The organism is Actinosynnema sp. NPDC023587 (genome assembly GCF_040640215.1).
In the GTDB taxonomy this organism is placed as follows: domain Bacteria; phylum Actinomycetota; class Actinomycetes; order Mycobacteriales; family Pseudonocardiaceae; genus Actinosynnema.
Genome location: NZ_JBFABG010000003.1, coordinates 588,531 through 605,319, shown reverse-complemented (window position 1 = coordinate 605,319; position 16,789 = coordinate 588,531). Strand labels below are relative to the sequence as shown.

Below are 16,789 nucleotides of genomic sequence, written 5' to 3'. Positions count from 1 at the left end.
TGGGCTTCGTTCAGGCGGGGCGGGGTGCGTGCCGGCCCAGCGGGCGGCAGTGGACGGTCCCGGTGACCGGGTCGTCGGCGACGTGGACCGCGATTCCGTAGGCCTCGGTGAGGTGCTCGGCGGTGAGGACGTCCCGGACGTCGCCGGCGGCGACCACCCGGCCCTCGTGGAGCAGCACCACCCGGTCGGCGACGAGGGCCGCGTGGTCGAGGTCGTGCAGCACCACGCCCACCGCCACGTCGTGGTCGTCCGCGAGGTCGCGGACGACGTCGAGGACCTCGATCTGGTAGCGCAGGTCGAGGTGGTTCGTGGGCTCGTCCAGCAGCAGCGCGGACGTCTCCTGCGCCAGGCAGGACGCGAGCCAGACGCGCTGGAGCTCGCCGCCGGACAGCTCGTCCACGCCGCGCCCGGCCATGTCCGCGACGCCGGTCAGCGCCATGGCGCGCCGGATGGCGGCGGCCCCGTCGGCGTCGACGCCGCGCCAGCCGGAGCGGTACGGGTAGCGCCCGTAGCCGACGACGTCGCGCACGGACACCCCGGACGGGGTGGGCCGGTGCTGGGTGAGCAGCGTGACGTTGCGGGCGAACTCCTTGCCGGACAGCGCGGAGCCCTGCCAGACCCGGCGCTCGCCGAGCCGGACGTCCCCGTCCTTCGGCTTGTGCAGCCGGGCCAGGGAGCGCAGCACCGTGGACTTGCCGGAACCGTTGGGTCCGACCAGCGCGGTGACCGTGCCGCGGCGCAGTTCCAGCGAGACGCCGTGGACCACGGTGCGGTCGTGGTGCGCGAGCACCAGGCCGTGACCGGCCAGCAGCGCGCCATCGCCTTCGGTCATGAAGGGGAGCCTAACCTAAGTCATGGATTAACCCATCCGGGCGTGATGCAGTGCACTCAACGGCCCAGTCGGTCACGCCGGGACGACCCTTTCCCGGGTCCGCCCGGCCGTATGACGTGTACTCACCACGGACGGCCACCGACACCACCACAACGGTCGATGCGCGGCCGAGTCGCCGATTCCTTCGGGGCACCGCACTCCGGCCCGCCCTTTGCCGCGAAACGGCACTTCGGAGGCGTGCACGCCCGCGCCCGCCCGGCCCGCGCCCGCAAAGTGCGGACACCCTCGGCACCACGGCGCTGGGCCAAGGGAGGGATACCGCTGCCCGAACGTGTGGAACCGTCGTTGGAGGTCTTGGCCGATGCACCCCGCGCCTGGTTGCGTGCTCCAGGTATTCGCGTGCCCTGGAATCGCCGGGGCACCCAGAGGAGGGCACCAGCCGATGCAGCCGTTCCAGTTGCCGGAGTTCTACATGCCCCACCCGGCGCGGCTGAACCCCCACCTGGAGCGCGCGCGGGCGCACAGCAAGGCGTGGGCCCACCGGATGGACTTCATCGACGTCCCCCAGCACGGCACCGTGATCTGGACCGACCGCGACCTCGACGCGCACGACTACGCCCTCCTGTGCGCCTACACCCACCCGGACGCGTCGGCGGACGACCTGGACCTGGTGACCGACTGGTACGTCTGGGTCTTCTACTTCGACGACCACTTCGTCGAGCTGTACAAGCGCAACCCGGACGACATCCAGGGCGCGAAGGCCTACCTGGACCGCCTGCCGCTGTTCATGCCGGTCGACGGGGTGATCACCGAGGAGCCGACCAACCCCGTCGAGAAGGGGCTGAAGGACCTCTGGGAGCGGACCGTCCCGGCGCACTCGGCGGACTGGCGCGGGCGCTTCGCCGACAACACCAAGCACCTGCTCGACGAGTCCATGTGGGAGCTGCTCAACATCAGCGAGGGCCGGCTGTCCAACCCGGTCGAGTACATCGAGATGCGCCGCAAGGTCGGCGGCGCGCCGTGGAGCGCGAACCTGGTCGAGCACGTCACCGGCTTGGAGGTGCCCGCGCGGATCGCGCTGTCGCGCCCGCTGGGCGTGCTGCGGGACACCTTCTCCGACGCCGTGCACCTGCGCAACGACCTCTTCTCCTACGAGCGCGAGGTGCTCGACGAGGGCGAGCTGAGCAACGGCGTCCTGGTGCTGGAGAAGTTCCTGGACGTGCCCACGCAGGAGGCCGCCGAGGCGGTCAACGACCTGCTCACCTCGCGCCTGCACCAGTTCGAGCACACCGCCGTCACCGAGGTCCCGCCGCTGCTGGACGAGCACGGCATCGACCCGCTGGGCCGGGTGGCGGTCATGGCGTACGTGAAGGGGTTGCAGGACTGGCAGTCCGGCGGCCACGAGTGGCACCTGCGGTCCAGCCGGTACATGAACAAGGGCGCGCTGGACGCCGCTCCCGTGCTCGGCGGACCGACCGGCCTGGGCACGCGGGCGTCGCGCTCGCTGCTCGCCACCGCACCGCAGCGGTTGCGCGCCTTCAGCCACGTCCCGTTCGCCGAGGTCCCGCCGCTGCCCGCACCGAAGTCCGTGCTGGACATGCCCTACCCGCTGACGGTCAGCCCGCACTGGCACGACGCCAAGGAGGCGAGCGTCGCCTGGTCCCGGGAGATGGGCCTGTTCGACGACGGTTTCGGCGTGTGGACCGAGGAGAAGGTGCGGGACTACGACTTCGCGCTGTGCTCGGCGGGCATCGACCCGGACGCCACGCGGCACGAGCTGGAGATCTCGGCGATGTGGCTGACCTGGGGCACCTACGGCGACGACTACTACCCGAAGGTGTACGCCAGGGCGTCGGACATGGGCGCGGCCCGCGTCGCCACCGGCCGCCTCAAGCAGTTGCTGGTGGTGAGCGGGGAGGCCCCGATCACCCCGGTCACCCCGATGGAGCGCAGCCTGGCCGACCTCTGGGCGCGGAGCACCGCCCCGATGCCGCCGGGGAACCGCGAGCAGTTGCGGGCCGCCTTGGAGGTGATGCTCGATAGCTGGCTGTGGGAGCTGAAGAACCAGCACGAGCACCGCGTCCCGGACCCGGTGGACTACATCGAGATGCGCCGGCAGACCTTCGGCTCCGACCTCACCATGAGCCTGGCCAGGTTCGGCCACGGCGGGTTGCTGCCGGACGAGATCTACCGCACGCGCGCGATCCGGAACATCGAGAACTCCGCCATCGACTACGCGACCATGCTCAACGACCTCTACTCGGTGCGCAAGGAGGTGCAGTACGAGGGCGAGGTGCACAACATGGTCGTGGTGGCGAAGACGTTCCTCGACGTCGACCTGGAGCGCGCCTACGCGATCACCGTCGACTTGGCGAACCAGCGGCTGCGGCAGTTCCAGCACAGCGTGGACCACGAACTGCCCGCGCTGTTCGAGGAATTCCGGCTGGACGCCGACCAGCGGGCCGCGCTGACCCGGCACGCGGACGAGCTGAAGGACTGGGTGGCCGGCATCCTGCACTGGCACGAGGAGGTCGACCGCTACCGCGAGTCCGCGCTGGAGCGGCACTTCGCCGGGCGCGGAACCCTCGCGCCGCAGGCGTTCCGGGGACCGACCGGGCTCGGCACGGCCTCCACCCGCCTCCTGGTGGGCAAGGGGTGACCGGCGTCGGCGCGCACCGCGCCGGCTGACCGACGAGGGACGTGCCGGGCCGAGGTCGTGCGGACCTCGGCCCGGCGCGCTCCTACCGCTGCCGGTGGAGGAACGCGGTCCAGGCGGTCTCCGGGAAGACCAGTCGCGGTCCTCCCGGCTGCTTGGAGTCGCGGACGGCGACGGGGCCGGTGGTGGGGAAGGCGATGGACACGCAACTGCCGTTCTCGGCGCTGTAACTGCTGGTACGCCACATGTGCGGGCTCCTAGGTGATCAGCGATCCGATCAGGGCCGCGCTCTCGGCGGGGGAGAGGGCGATCCGTTCCAGGTTGTGCGTACTCAGCGTATAGCTTCGAACACGCCCTGCCTCCCCCACGAACACCCCCGCGTCCTGGATCTCCACGTAGACGATCGGGCGGGCGTCCTCGAACTCCAGCAGCATGAACTGGCCGGTGGTGGCGGCGTGCGGGCCGGCTTCGGGCAGCAGCACCTGCAAGGTCACGTCGGGCAGCGCGCCGAGCGCCACCAGGTGGCGGTACTGCTCGTTCATCAGCTCCCGGTCGCCGACGCGCAGGTGGAGCGCCTGGAGGTTGACCACCGCGTGCAGTTCCAGCGGGTTCTCCTTGTGCAGCAGGCGGTGTCGGCTCATCCGGAACTCCACCAGGCGGCTCGCGACGTCCGGGGAGACCCGGGTGGCGGCGTCGGTCACCGCGCTCGCGTAGGCCGAGGTCTGCACCAGGCCCGGCAGCACGATCGGCTCGAAGACGAACTCGCGGCGGGCCAGGGACTCCAGGCCGACCATGGTGCGCAGCCAGTCCGAGACGACATCGGTCCACGCGCCGAGCCAGGAGGCTTCGTGCGCCCGCGTCGTGAGCTGGATCATCCGGGCGACGTCCTCGCGGTCGACCCGGCAGGCGGTCAGGATGCGCCGGAGGTCGCCGGGGAACTGCGTCGTCCTGCCGGTCTCCAGGTGGCTCAGCTTCGGCTTGCCGATCCCGCACGCGGCGGCGAGCTGGGTCAGGGAGAAGCCGGCCTCGTTGCGGTAACGCGCGAGTTCGACACCGATCAACCACTGGAGTGCCGTGGGCGCGGCGAGCTCAAACATGGGGCAAACAGTAGCGGGGCTCCGAAAAAGCTCGCGTCACTCAATCGAGCGATGTCGCCGATAAACGTATCGGGTTTATTCTGCCGGCATGAATCTGACCACCCTCATGGACGTGCCGGCCGATGCGGCCATCTCCTACGAGCTCTACGCGGACCGCGCCCTGGAATTGTCGATAGGACGCAACAGCGGTTCCTCCGGCATCGGTCTGGTGCAGGGGGTCTCGTTGGCCCTGGGCGAGGAGGCGGTCACCCGGCTCATCGACAAGCTCACCGAGGGCCTGCACGAAATCCGGGCCGAGACCGGCCGCTGAATAATTCCCCGGGCACCGGCGGGAACGCCTCGGGCGACGGGTGCGCCGAATCCGGGCACACCCGGCGGAATCGGGTCGCGCCCGCCCGGAGCCGGTCCCCGGCGAATCCGCCGCGCTGATTCGGAGAGGCCCGGATCGTCGATCTCCGCATTACCACGTCGGCCACCGACCACCCGATCCGGTCACCCGCCGGGCGCGCACCGGCAGGGCGAACCGGGTTCCCGTCGTCGGCGGGCGTGCCAGGACGCGGGCGGGGCCGGGTCGTCCTCGTCCGGGCAGGACACCGCGACCCACGCGTAGTCCGGTCGTCCGGTCCGGCCGAGCCGGTCGAGCAGGGCGGCGGCGTGCTCCGGGCCGGGCAGCGCGGCCAGTTCGGCGCGCAGGCGTTCGGCGGCCCGGCGGAAGGCCGGCTCGGCGAGCAGGCGCGCCACCGCCGTGCGGACGTCGTCGGGCGTCGCCGTGGCGGCGTCGAGGGTCAGGCCCGCGCCCAGTTCCGCGCAGCGCTCGGCGTTGGCCGGCTGGTCCGCGCCGAGGGGCAGGACCAGGTGGGGGAGGCCGTGGGCGAGCGCGCCCAGCACCGTGCCCGACCCGCCGTGCGACACGACCGCGGCACACCGCGACAGGACCTCGTCCTGCGCCACGTACCGCTCGATCCGGACGTGCGCGGGCTGCGGTCCGAACCCGGCCGGGTCGAGGTGCCGGCCCACGGTCGCGAGCACGTCGACGGGCAGGTCGCGCACCCCGGCGAGCACCCGTTCGACCAGGTCGCCGGATTCCGGGCCGAACTCCGTGCCCAGCGTGAAGTAGACCGACGGCCGGGCGGCGCGCGGGACCGCGTCGGGGATCGGCGGCCGGATGTCGTGGTCCGTGTTGTGCAGCCGGGAATCCGGGGCGCGGAAGGAGGGCGGGAACGGCGAGAGCCGCAGGTAGCGCGCCGGCGCGAGCAGGTCCGGGTCGGCCGGCAGACCGAGTTCGGCCCGGATCTCGCCCAGCGGCCCGGCGACGACCTCCGGGCGGAGCTGGGTGCCGGCGGCGGTCACCAGGACGGTCGCGTGCGGGATGCCCCGCCGTTCGGCGGCGATGACGGACGCGAAGTCGAACTCGTCGCACACGACCACGTCCGGCCGCCAGTCGTCCACGAGCGGTTGGACGAGCGGGAGCCGGGCGCGCGTCCCCCGCCGCGCGAAGTTCTCGCGCACCTCGGAGTCGGACACCTCGCGATCCGGTGCCACGAGTGGTGTCCGCTCGCGGGACGTGGTGGTGCCGGCCACCGCGCCCAAGCGGTGGAAGGGGAAGCCCGCGCGTTCGACCAGGCCGCGCAGCGCGTCGGACGTCGCCCACAGCACGGTGTGGCCGGCGTCGGCGACCGCGCGGGAGATCGGCAGCAGCGGGTTGAGGTGACCGGGCCCGCCGACGCAGGTGAACAGGAAGCGCACCGGCGACACCCTGCCGGCCGGGGACCGGCCGGGCCATCCGGTTTCCGGCCGTCCCCGAAGGGCGACAGCGCCGAGTGGTCTAGACCCATTGACTTGATCTCGCCGGGGTGTTCACGCTTGACGCCCGGCCGGCCGCCGTCTGCCCGAGGAGGTCCCACGGTGAAACTCCAAGCAAGGGTGGCACGCGCGCTCGCCGTCCTGGTGCTGCTGCTCGGCGCGATCGTCGTCTGGAACGCGAGCACGGCCCCGACGCCCGCCAACGCGGCGGAACCGCTGCGGAGCATCGTCCCGGTCCCGGTCTCCGTGCAAGCGGTGCCCGGCGCGGCCCACGCGCTCGGCACCACCACCAAGATCTACACCACCGCGTCGGCGCACGCCGTCGGCGACCACCTGGCCGGCCTGCTCCGGCCGGCCACCGGCTACCCGTTCCCGGTCGAGGACACCACCGGCACGCCCGCCGACGGCATCGCCCTGCTGATCGGCGGCGCGCCCCCGACCGTCGGCGACCAGGGCTACCAGCTCACCGTCACCACGGCCGCGATCACCCTCCGCGCCGCCACCGCCGCCGGGCTGTTCGCCGGCGTGCAGACCCTGCGCCAACTGCTGCCCGGCAAGGTGGAGAGCGGCACCCCGCAGGCCGGGCCGTGGACGGTGCCCGGCGCGACCGTCACCGACCACCCCCGGTTCACCCACCGGGGCGCGATGCTCGACGTGGCGCGGCACTTCCCCCGGTGGCCACGGTCAAGCGGTACCTCGACCAGCTCGCCCTCTACAAGGTCAACTACTTCCACCTGCACCTCACCGACGACCAGGGCTGGCGGATCGCCGTGGAGAGCTGGCCCCGGCTCACGACCCACGGCGGCAGCACGCAGGTCGGCGGCGGGCCCGGCGGGTACTACACCAAGGCCCAGTACCAGGAGATCGTGGCGTACGCGGCGGCGCGGCACATCACCGTGATCCCCGAAGTCGACCTGCCCGGCCACACCAACGCGGCGCTGGCGTCCTACGCCGAGCTCAACTGCAACGGCGTCGCGCCCGGCCTGCGCACGGACATCGCGGTCGGCTACAGCTCCCTGTGCGTCGGCAAGGACATCACCTACAAGTTCGTCGAGGACGTGATCCGGGAGATCGCCGAGCTCACCCCCGGGCCGTACTTCCACATCGGCGGCGACGAGGCCAACGCCACCACCGACCAGGACTACCGGACGTTCATGGGCAAGGTCCTGCCGCTGGTGGCCAAGTACGGCAAGAAGTCCATGGGCTGGCACGAGTTCGTCAAGACCACCACCGACACCACGGCCGTGCCGCAGTACTGGGGCACCACGACGTCCAACGCCGTCGTCCAGGCCGCCGCCGCGCGCGGTGCGAAGGTGCTCATGTCCCCGGCCAACAAGGCGTACCTGGACATGAAGTACAACTCCAGCACGCCGCTCGGGCTGAGCTGGGCCGGGATGATCGAGGTGCGGGACGCCTACGACTGGAACCCGGGCACGCATCTGACCGGGGTGCCGGAGTCGGCCGTCCGGGGCGTCGAGGCTCCACTGTGGACGGAGACGATCGTGACGCCCGCGCACATCGACTTCATGGCGCTGCCGAGGCTCGCGGCGATCGCCGAGCTGGGCTGGTCGCCGTGGTCAACGCACGACTGGGACGCGTTCAAGCTCCGGCTCGGCGCGCAGGCCCCGCGCTGGACCGCGCTGGGCATCGGCTTCTACCGCTCGACCCAGGTGCCCTGGGACAACGGGGGACCGACGACGACCGACCTCACGAACCACACGACGACCACCACCGCGCCCTCGGGTTCGTGGGCACCGTGGGTCGACTACGCGACCGACGCCCAGGTCGTGTTCAACGGCAGCACGTACCGGTGCCGCCAACCGCACACCTCGCAGCCGGGCTGGGAACCGACCAACGTCCCGGCCCTCTGGCAGCGCGCCTAGGCCGCGCTCCGGGAGGCGTGCCCGTCACGCCTCCCGGTCCGCGCACCGGACGTGGATCGGACGTGGATCGGCACTCACGCGGCCCGGCTCACCCGATCCGGGCCGCCGACACCGGTCGCCGGTCGATCGGGTGGATCCCGCCGGACGACGTGTTGACGCTCCACCGGTACCGGGTGAACCCGCCGGTCTCGTCGGAGGCGTAGAACATCATGTGCCCGAAGCCCGCACCCGTGGTCCCGGCGGTGGCGTTGAAGATCCGGCTGTCCGGGAACGCGGCGTAGCCGCCGACGCCGTGCAGGCCGTGCGGCTCGGACGTGCAGTCCACGACCTCGATCGCGTACTGGGTCTCGCCGGGGAAGTTCAGGCTCGCCACCGGCGCGGTGTAGACCCCGCGCGACGACCGCACCATGACGACGTGCCCGGTGTTGGTGCCCCGGTCGTTGAGGTACTCGATGGCGACGAGGTCGCCGGGGCGCAGGTCGGCCGGTCCGCGCACCCCCCGGAAGTGCGGGATGCCGCCCCGCGCGAAGGCCGCCCGGTAGTCCCGGGCGAACGGGCTGGCCGTCCCGAAGTGGGTGCGGAAGAACTTCCCGGTGGCCCACCGGTAGGTCCGCTTGAGCACGGCGGTCTGGAACGACGCGCACTGGCTCTGGTTGAACCACGTCGACGCGTCGCCCGGCGAACCCCACCGCACGACGTTGGGCTGGTGCTGCTCCTTGTAGGTGTTGTTGGCCAGCGGGCACGTGGGCAGCGACAGGTAGCCGACGAGCTGCTCGGCTTCCAGCAGGTGCGGCGCGGACGTCCGGTGGGGGCTCGGCGCGGCCGTCCTCCGCGACGCGACGGCGGTCGTGTCGCGGGACGATCTGCGGGACAGGTCCATCGGAGGGCTCCCCTACGGTGTGCGGGCCCGCACACCGTAGACGAAGGGGTGGGCCGGTCAGCGGAGGTCGAGCGCGGTGGCGGACCACCCGCCCGGCGGGCACCCGCGACCGCACCGCGCCCCCCCGGGTGCCGCCCGGTGCGACGAGCCGGTTCGCCGTGGCCTCGCGCCCTCTCATGTGGCGGAACGCTCAACGCTCCCGTCCGGCGGGCGATTACGCTCGGCGGACCGGGCCGTGAGCGAGCGTGGAGGCTGTTGGATGACGAGCACCGATGGTCGGCGGAAGTGGCTGACCGTCGCCGAGGAGGTCGCCACCGGGCTGCGGGTCGACGCCGCCCAGCGGGACCGGGCGGGGGCCGAACCGGTGGCCGAGGTCGACGCGCTGCGGCGGTCCGGGCTGCTGGCGATCACCGACTGGGGCACCCGGCAGGCGGTGACCCGGGTGGTCGGGGCGGCCGACGCGAACGTCGGGCACCTGCTCGGGTACCACTACCTCCAGGTCTGGCGGCGCGAGCTGTTCGACGGCCCCGTGGTCGAGGAGGACGCCGACCTGTTCTGGGCCGGCGTCAGCAACCCGCTGGACGCCGCGCTGCGGCTCACGCCCACCGACGACGGGTTCACGGTCAGCGGGCGCAAGACGTTCGCCACCGGCGCGTCCGTCGCGGACCGGCTGGTGGTCAGCGCCACCCGCGCGGACACCGGCCGGAAGGTCACCTTCACGCTCGACGCCCGCGCGGACGGCATCACCTACGCGGGTGACTGGGACAACATCGGCCAACGGCTCACCGCCAGCGGCGGTGTGGTGTTCGACGAGGTGTTCGTGCCCGCCGAACGGGTGCTCGGCACCCACGACGAGACCAGCCCCCGCCAGTCGCTGGCCGCGCTCGGCTTCCAGGCCGTGCTCGCCCAGGTGTACGTGGCGCTGGCCGAGGGCGCGCTGGCCGAGGCCGCCCGGTACACCCGGAGCACCAGCCGGCCGTGGTTCCTCTCCGGCGTCGACACCGCCACCGCCGACCCCTACGTCCTGGCCGCCTACGGCGAACTGGTCGCCGACGTGGAGGCCGCCGGGCTGCTGGCCGACCACGCGGCGAACGCGCTGGGCGGGGCGAGCGACCGGGGCGCGGACCTGACCGCCGAGCGGCGGGCCTCGGTGGCGGCGCTGGTCTCGTCCGCCAAGGTCGTGTCCACCAGGGTCGCGAACCAGACCACCAGCCGGGTCTTCGAGCTGTGCGGGGCGCGCGCCACCGCCGCCGGCCACGCCTTCGACCGGTTCTGGCGCAACGCCCGCACGCTCACCCTGCACGACCCGGTGTCGTACAAGGCCCGCGAGCTCGGCGCGTACTTCCTGACCGGCGAGCGGGCCCCGTTCACCGGGTATAGCTGATGGAGCCGGTCCTCGCGCACAGCGTCCGGCTCGCCGACGACGGCGTGCACGTCCTGGACCGCCGCGACTTCCCGTTCCGGCGGAACTGGGTGCGCTGCGCGACGACGGACGACGTGGCCACCGCCATCCGGGACATGGTCACCCAGTCGTCCGGCCCGTACTTCGCGGCGCTGTGGGGCATGGTGCTGGCCGCCCGGGAGGCTCGCGGCCTGTCCCGCGCCGAGGGCCGCGCCCACCTGGAGCGGGTCGGGCGGCTCCTGGTGGAGACCCGCCGCACCAACAACCACCTGCGCAAGGCGGTCGCCGCCGTGCTCGCGGGCGTGGACGCGGCCGACGACCTGGAAGAGGGCGCGTTCGCGGGCGCGGTGGCCGGCGACGAGCGGTACCGCAGCCGGAGCCGGGCGCTGGGGGAGCACACCGCGCGGTTGCTGCCCGCCGAGGGCACGGTGCTCACGCACTGCTGGGCGGACCTGTACCTGATCGAGGCGGTCAAGGCGGCGGGCGCGCTCGGCAAGCGGCTGCGGTACTTCTGCACCGAAACCCGGCCGTACCTCCAGGGCGCGCGGCTGACCGCCGGGACGCTGGTCGAGATGGGCGTCGACACCACGGTGATCACCGACGGCACGGGCGCGGCGGCGTTCCAGGCGGGCGAGGTCGACGTGCTGCTGACCGCCGCCGACCGGGTCACCATGGACGGGCACGTGGTCAACAAGATCGGCACGCTGGGGCTGGCCGTCGCGGCGTCCGCGTTCGCCGTGCCGTTCCTGGCCATGGTGCAGGCCCCGGACCGGCTCGCGCCGACCGCGACCGACGTGCCGATCGAGTTCCGCTCCGGCGACGAGGTGCTGCACGCGCTGGGCCGGCGCACCGCCGACGACCGGGTGAAGGGCTGGTACCCGGCGTTCGACGTGACACCGCCGAGGTTCGTGTCGTCCGTGGTCACCGACCGCGGCGCGTACGCTCCCGACCGCCTGCACGAGTACTACGACGGCGAGGAAGTCCATGACTGAATGGGTCGTGCTCGACATCGAGGGCACGCTGTCCGCGACCGACCAGGTGCTGGTCGTGCTCTACGACTACGCCCGGCCCCGGCTCGGGCCGTGGATCGACGACCACCGCGACGACCCCGCCGTCGTGGAGGCGGTCCGGCAGATCCGCGAGCTGTCCGGTGTGGACGAGGACACCGAGTCGCTGACCCGGGTCCTGCACGGCTGGATGGACGACGACGAGAAGGTCACCCCGCTCAAGACGTTGCAGGGCCTCGTCTGGCAGCGCGGGTACGCCGAGGGCGACCTGGTGGCCGAGTTCTTCCCGGACGTCGTGCCGGCGCTGCGCGAGTGGCACGAGAACGGGGTCAAGCTGGCCGTGTTCTCGTCCGGCTCGGTGGCCGGGCAGGTGGCGTTCTTCGGCCACACCACCGACGGCGACCTGCGCGGCCTGTTCGAGCACCACTTCGACACGGTGAACGCGGGCCCGAAGCGGGAAGCGCCGTCGTACCGCGCGATCGCCGCCGTGCTCGGCTCGGACGACATCACCTTCTACTCCGACGTCCCGGCCGAGCTGCACGCCGCCGCCGAGGCCGGGTGGCGGACCGTCGGCGTGGCCCGCCCCGGCGAGCCCCACGCCGACGCCGACTTCAGTCCACACCGGACGGTGAGCGCGCTGTGACACCCGGTGCGGCCCTGGCCGCCGAGTGCGCCCGGTACGCCGCGATGGGCTGGATGCGCGGCACGTCCGGCAACCTGTCCGTGGTGGTCGACCGCGACCCGCTGCGGCTCGCGGTCACGGTCAGCGGGCGCGACAAGGGCGAGCTCACCGCCGACGACGTGGTGCTGGTCGACGCCGAGGGGCGCACCGACGACCCGGTGAAGGTGCCGTCGGCCGAAGCCGGGCTGCACGGCCGGATCGCGGCGGTGTCCGGCGCGGGCGCGGTGGTCCACGTGCACGCGCTCGCGCCCGTCGTGGCCGCCGAGCACTGGCCCGGTGGCGTGGAGCTGCGCGACCTGGAGATGCTCAAGGGCTTCGGCCGGCGGGCGCACGACGACGTCGTCGTGGTGCCCGTGGTGCCCAACGACCAGGACATGGCGGTGCTCGGCGACGCGTTCGAGGCCGGGTACCGCGCGGACGTGCCGGCCTTGATCGTGGCCCGGCACGGGGTGTACGTGTGGGGTGCCGACCTGTACCAGGCGCGGCACCGGCTGGAGTGCCTGGAGTGGCTGGTGCGCTTCGAGGTGGAGACGAGGGGGGACCCGCGATGACGTTGCTGACCGTGTGGCCGGACACCGGGCCCGGGACCGTGCTGGTGCGCACGTCGGACCCGGCCGAGGTCGCCGAGGAGCTCGGCCGGCTGGGCGTGCGGTACGAGCAGTGGCCCGTCCTGCCCGGGGTGACCGCGCGGAACGCGCTGGAGGCCTACGCCGCGCAGGTCGAGCGGGTGACCGGGACCGAGGGCTACGTCCTGGTCGACGCCATGGAGATGACCCCGTCCGACGACCCCGGGTGGGTGGCGAAGGCGGGCGAGGCGCGGGCCAAGTTCCTCGCCGAGCACACCCACGACGACGACGAGGACCGGTTCTTCGCCCGTGGCTCGGGCGTGTTCTACCTGCACCTGCGGGGGCGGGTGCACGCCGTGCTGTGCGAGGCGGGCGACCTGCTGAGCGTGCCGGCGAACACCACCCACTGGTTCGACATGGGCACCCGGCCGGACTACGTGTCGATCCGGTTCTTCCACGACGACGACGGCTGGGTGGGCAACTTCACCGGGAGTCCGATCGCCCGGTCGTTCCCCACGTTCGACGCGATCACGGCCGGTCGCTGAGCGAGTCCAGCTCGGCGGCCAGGTTGGTCCTGGCCCGCGCCTCCCAGCGGTCGCGCGCCGGGGCCGTGGCGTAGAGCGGGTCGCGCTCCAGCAGGCCGCGGAGCACCCGCGCGCGGCCGTGCCGCCACGCCTCGTCGGGCACGTGGGCGTACTCCCGGCGCACGGCCCGCCGGTAGCGCTCGTACCGCTCGGCGTCCGCGCCCAGGACGGCGAGGTCGGCGTCCACCAACAACGCCGTGAGCTCGTCGCCGGCGAGGTGGTCGGCGGTGGCCAGCACGAGGTCGGCGACCGGTCGCGCGGGCACCCCGGCGGCGGTGAGCCGCTCGACCACCCACGCCGCGCTGGCCCGCTCGTCGTCGCCGGGCCTGCCGTCGTAGACCACGTCGTGCGCCAGCGCGGCCAGGACCAGCACCGCGCGGTCGGTCGGCGAGCGGTGGGCCGCGAGCAGCTCGACGTCCCGCACGACGGCCAGCGCGTGCTCGGCGTTGTGGTAGCCGCGATGCGCTTCGGCGTACCGGGCCGCCAGGTCACCCGCCGTGCCCGGCCGCCCGCCCAGCACCCCGACCGCCTTGTCCCACAACGCCTCCAGCACGCGGCCCACCCTACGGCGGCCGACCCGCGCCCGCGTCGGAGCCGGTCAGACCCCGGATCGGGCCCGGTGCAGGTCGGTGGCGGCGCGCCAGCAGCGGACCAGCAGCCGTCGGGCACCGAGCCAGTGGTCGAGCAGGTCGGCGGGGTAGGCGCGGGCCACGGCCGCCCGGTCGAGCAGCCTGCTGCCGGCCGCGCACGCCACGTCCCACCCGACCGGCCCGCGCCAGGTGTCCTCGAAGTCGTTCCACACCGGGCCGTTCGCGGTGGCCAGCACGTTGTGCGGGTGCGCGTCGCCGTGCAGCGCCTGGACCGGCTGGTCGGGCCAGGCGGCCACCAGGGCGTCCCGCTCCGCCACCAGGTCGTCCGGCCGGCCCAGCATCGTCAGCACGGCGTCGATGTCGTCGACAGGGCCCCGCGCCGGAAGTTCTCCGGTGAAATGTGCCAGCTCCCGATGAAGTTCACGCAGCATGAGGGCGAAAGCCGGGGAATCGGGCGTCCACTCGGGCGAATGCGGGACGTGTGCCGCGAGCGCCACCACCCAGCCGCCCTCCCGGACCGGCGACGCCACCGGCTCGACCACCGGCACCCCGCGCCCGGCCAGGAACCGGCTCACCGCGTCGGCCCGCGCGAAGTGCCCGAACACGTCGCCGCGCACCGCCGCCGTGACCGCCCCCACCCGGGCCACGACGGGGGCCGGCCGCAGGTGGACCAGCAGGTTGCTGTCGTCCCGGAGCACCTCGACGTCGTCGACGGGCAGGCCCAGTCGTCCGGCCACCGCCCGCACCGCTCCCAACGCCGTCCCCATGACCAGCATGTTCGCCGCACCGCACGCCCGCCGCCCAGCGAATTACCCCACGTCCGGGTGATCGCACGCGCCGTCATCGGGCACTGTGAGCTGCGCGACGGTGCTTGATCCGGGGACGGCCCAGACGCGCCGGTCGAAACAGCGGCGTCTACGATCCGGAGAGCCGAGTGGTCAGCCGTTCGGTCACGCCAGAACCAGGACAGAGCAGGAGGCACCGTGACGGCCGTAGCCCCGCAGCCGATCGCTACGCGGCCCTTCGGGACTCGCGACGCGGTCAAGGGTTCGTTCCTGCTGCGGATGTTCCGCACCACGGACCACAAGCAGATCGGGATCATGTACCTGGTCACCTCGTTCGCCTTCTTCATGGTGGGCGGCGCGATGGCCATGCTGATGAGGACCGAGCTGGCCCGGCCGGGTATGCAGTTCCTCAGCCAGGAGCAGTTCAACCAGCTCTTCACCATGCACGGCACGGTGATGCTGCTGCTCTACGCCACCCCGATCGTGTTCGGCTTCGCGAACTTCGTGCTGCCGCTCCAGATCGGCTCCCCGGACGTGGCGTTCCCGCGCCTGAACGCGTTCTCGTACTGGCTGTACCTGTTCGGCGGCCTCATCGTGATGGCGGGCTTCATCACGCCCGGTGGCGCGGCCGACTTCGGTTGGTTCGCCTACACGCCGCTGTCCAACGCCATCCACTCGCCCGGTGCGGGCGCGGACCTGTGGATCACCGGTCTGGTCGTGGGCGGTCTGGGCACGATCCTCGGCGCGGTCAACATGATCACCACCGTGGTCTGCCTGCGCGCGCCCGGCATGACGATGTTCCGGATGCCGATCTTCACCTGGAACATCCTGGTCACCTCCGTGCTGGTGCTGCTGGCGTTCCCGATCCTGACCGCCGCGCTGCTGGGCCTGCTGGCCGACCGGCACCTCGGTGCCCACGTGTTCGACCCCGCCAACGGCGGCGTGATCCTGTGGCAGCACCTCTTCTGGTTCTTCGGGCACCCGGAGGTCTACATCGTCGCCTTGCCGTTCTTCGGCATCGTGAGCGAGATCTTCCCGGTGTTCAGCCGCAAGCCGATCTTCGGCTACAACGGCCTGGTCTACGCGACGCTGGGCATCGCGGCGCTGTCGGTGGCCGTGTGGGCGCACCACATGTACGCCACGGGCGCGGTGCTGCTGCCGTTCTTCGCGTTCATGACGTTCCTGATCGCGGTGCCGACCGGCATCAAGTTCTTCAACTGGATCGGCACGATGTGGAAGGGGCAGTTGACGTTCGAGACACCGATGCTGTTCAGCATCGGCTTCATCGTCACCTTCCTCTTCGGCGGTCTGTCCGGCGTGCTGCTCGCGGCACCGGCCATCGACTTCCACGTGTCGGACACCTACTTCGTCGTCGCGCACTTCCACTACGTGCTCTACGGCACGATCGTGTTCGCCACGTTCGCCGGCATCTACTTCTGGTTCCCGAAGATCACCGGCCGGATGCTGGACGAGCCGCTGGGCAAGCTGCACTTCTGGACCACGTTCCTGGGCTTCCACGCGACGTTCCTGGTGCAGCACTGGCTGGGCAACGAGGGCATGCCGCGCCGGTACGCGGACTACCTCCCGTCCGACGGCTTCACCACGCTCAACACGATCTCCACGATCGGCGCGTACATCCTCGGCGCGTCCACGCTGCCGTTCATCTGGAACGTGTTCAAGTCCTACCGCTACGGCGAGACCGTGCACGTGGACGACCCGTGGGGCTTCGGCAACTCGCTGGAGTGGGCGACCTCCTGCCCGCCGCCCCGGCACAACTTCACCGAGCTGCCCCGCATCCGCTCCGCCCGCCCGGCGTTCGAGCTGCACTACCCGCACATGGTCGAGCGCATGCACGACGAAGCGCACGTCACGTTCACCGGCAAGTCCATCCCGCACGAGAAGGCCACCCCGACGCTGTTCGAGGCGGCCGGCCAGGCCGTGCAGTCGGGCACGGCGTCCGAGGGCACCGAGCACGACCACAAGTAACCTGGGCGCAGGTTCGACGACGAGCCCCGACGACCG

The 16,789-nt window shown here is 72.3% G+C and carries 15 protein-coding genes and 1 pseudogene; 9 read left to right on the top strand and 7 right to left on the bottom strand.

What is annotated here, in order from left to right; translation table 11 throughout:
* Positions 1–10: 10 nt before the first annotated feature.
* Complete coding sequence (locus tag AB0G01_RS11670) at positions 11–832, bottom strand: ABC transporter ATP-binding protein (RefSeq protein WP_360942956.1); 822 nt, start codon at positions 830–832, stop codon at positions 11–13.
* A 442-nt stretch (positions 833–1,274) separates the two neighbouring features.
* Here AB0G01_RS11670 and AB0G01_RS11665 point away from each other — a divergent pair, with 442 nt between their 5' ends.
* Positions 1,275–3,491, top strand: a complete 2,217-nt coding sequence (locus AB0G01_RS11665) for a germacradienol/geosmin synthase (RefSeq protein WP_360942953.1) — start codon at positions 1,275–1,277, stop codon at positions 3,489–3,491.
* An 82-nt stretch (positions 3,492–3,573) separates the two neighbouring features.
* On the opposite strand, the gene AB0G01_RS11660 is transcribed toward AB0G01_RS11665, so the two are convergent.
* Positions 3,574–3,735, bottom strand: a complete 162-nt coding sequence (locus tag AB0G01_RS11660) for a DUF397 domain-containing protein (protein WP_360942950.1) — start codon at positions 3,733–3,735, stop codon at positions 3,574–3,576.
* Between the two features lie 10 nt (positions 3,736–3,745).
* Positions 3,746–4,585, bottom strand: a complete 840-nt coding sequence (locus tag AB0G01_RS11655) for a helix-turn-helix transcriptional regulator (RefSeq protein WP_360942947.1) — start codon at positions 4,583–4,585, stop codon at positions 3,746–3,748.
* Positions 4,586–4,673: 88 nt separating this feature from the next.
* On the opposite strand from AB0G01_RS11655, the gene AB0G01_RS11650 reads away from it, so the two are divergent.
* Complete coding sequence (locus tag AB0G01_RS11650; RefSeq protein WP_360942944.1) at positions 4,674–4,895, top strand: hypothetical protein; 222 nt, start codon at positions 4,674–4,676, stop codon at positions 4,893–4,895.
* Positions 4,896–5,077: 182 nt separating this feature from the next.
* On the opposite strand, the gene AB0G01_RS11645 is transcribed toward AB0G01_RS11650, so the two are convergent.
* A complete protein-coding gene (locus AB0G01_RS11645; RefSeq protein WP_360942941.1) occupies positions 5,078–6,331 on the bottom strand; it encodes a glycosyltransferase in 1,254 nt (417 codons plus the stop codon).
* 219 nt (positions 6,332–6,550) lie between these two features.
* Between AB0G01_RS11645 and AB0G01_RS11640 the strand changes: the two are divergent.
* Positions 6,551–8,271 (top strand): annotated as a pseudogene (locus AB0G01_RS11640) (family 20 glycosylhydrolase).
* Between the two features lie 88 nt (positions 8,272–8,359).
* Here the strand turns inward: AB0G01_RS11640 and AB0G01_RS11635 are convergent.
* On the bottom strand, positions 8,360–9,151 hold the full coding sequence (locus tag AB0G01_RS11635) for a hypothetical protein (RefSeq protein ID WP_360942938.1): 792 nt from the start codon (positions 9,149–9,151) through the stop codon (positions 8,360–8,362).
* A 259-nt stretch (positions 9,152–9,410) separates the two neighbouring features.
* On the opposite strand from AB0G01_RS11635, the gene AB0G01_RS11630 reads away from it, so the two are divergent.
* The 5 genes from AB0G01_RS11630 to AB0G01_RS11610 are packed head-to-tail and all read left to right on the top strand — an operon-like array spanning position 9,411 to position 13,353.
* Positions 9,411–10,535 (top strand): acyl-CoA dehydrogenase family protein, encoded by a 1,125-nt coding sequence (locus tag AB0G01_RS11630; protein WP_360942935.1) that lies wholly within the window; start codon positions 9,411–9,413, stop codon positions 10,533–10,535.
* A complete protein-coding gene (locus AB0G01_RS11625; RefSeq protein WP_360942932.1) occupies positions 10,535–11,545 on the top strand; it encodes a s-methyl-5-thioribose-1-phosphate isomerase in 1,011 nt (336 codons plus the stop codon). The genes AB0G01_RS11630 and AB0G01_RS11625 overlap by 1 nt, the downstream gene beginning before the upstream one ends.
* Positions 11,538–12,203 carry an acireductone synthase gene (gene mtnC, locus AB0G01_RS11620; protein WP_360942929.1) on the top strand — a complete coding sequence of 222 codons (666 nt, stop codon included), beginning with the start codon at positions 11,538–11,540 and terminating at the stop codon, positions 12,201–12,203. Before AB0G01_RS11625 ends, mtnC begins: the two co-directional genes overlap by 8 nt.
* On the top strand, positions 12,200–12,793 hold the full coding sequence (gene mtnB / locus AB0G01_RS11615) for a methylthioribulose 1-phosphate dehydratase (RefSeq protein WP_360942926.1): 594 nt from the start codon (positions 12,200–12,202) through the stop codon (positions 12,791–12,793). The genes mtnC and mtnB overlap by 4 nt, the downstream gene beginning before the upstream one ends.
* Positions 12,790–13,353: a cupin gene (locus AB0G01_RS11610; RefSeq protein ID WP_360942923.1), complete on the top strand. Its 564-nt coding sequence runs from the start codon at positions 12,790–12,792 to the stop codon at positions 13,351–13,353. The genes mtnB and AB0G01_RS11610 overlap by 4 nt, the downstream gene beginning before the upstream one ends.
* Here the strand turns inward: AB0G01_RS11610 and AB0G01_RS11605 are convergent.
* Both AB0G01_RS11605 and AB0G01_RS11600 read right to left on the bottom strand, forming a co-directional pair.
* Positions 13,337–13,945 (bottom strand): HD domain-containing protein, encoded by a 609-nt coding sequence (locus AB0G01_RS11605; RefSeq protein ID WP_360942920.1) that lies wholly within the window; start codon positions 13,943–13,945, stop codon positions 13,337–13,339. The genes AB0G01_RS11610 and AB0G01_RS11605 overlap by 17 nt on opposite strands.
* 45 nt (positions 13,946–13,990) lie before the next feature.
* Positions 13,991–14,749, bottom strand: coding sequence for a phosphotransferase (locus AB0G01_RS11600; protein ID WP_360942917.1), 759 nt, complete (start codon positions 14,747–14,749; stop codon positions 13,991–13,993).
* Between the two features lie 216 nt (positions 14,750–14,965).
* On the opposite strand from AB0G01_RS11600, the gene ctaD reads away from it, so the two are divergent.
* Complete coding sequence (gene ctaD / locus AB0G01_RS11595) at positions 14,966–16,753, top strand: cytochrome c oxidase subunit I (RefSeq protein ID WP_360942915.1); 1,788 nt, start codon at positions 14,966–14,968, stop codon at positions 16,751–16,753.
* The last annotated feature ends 36 nt before the right edge of the window (positions 16,754–16,789 follow it).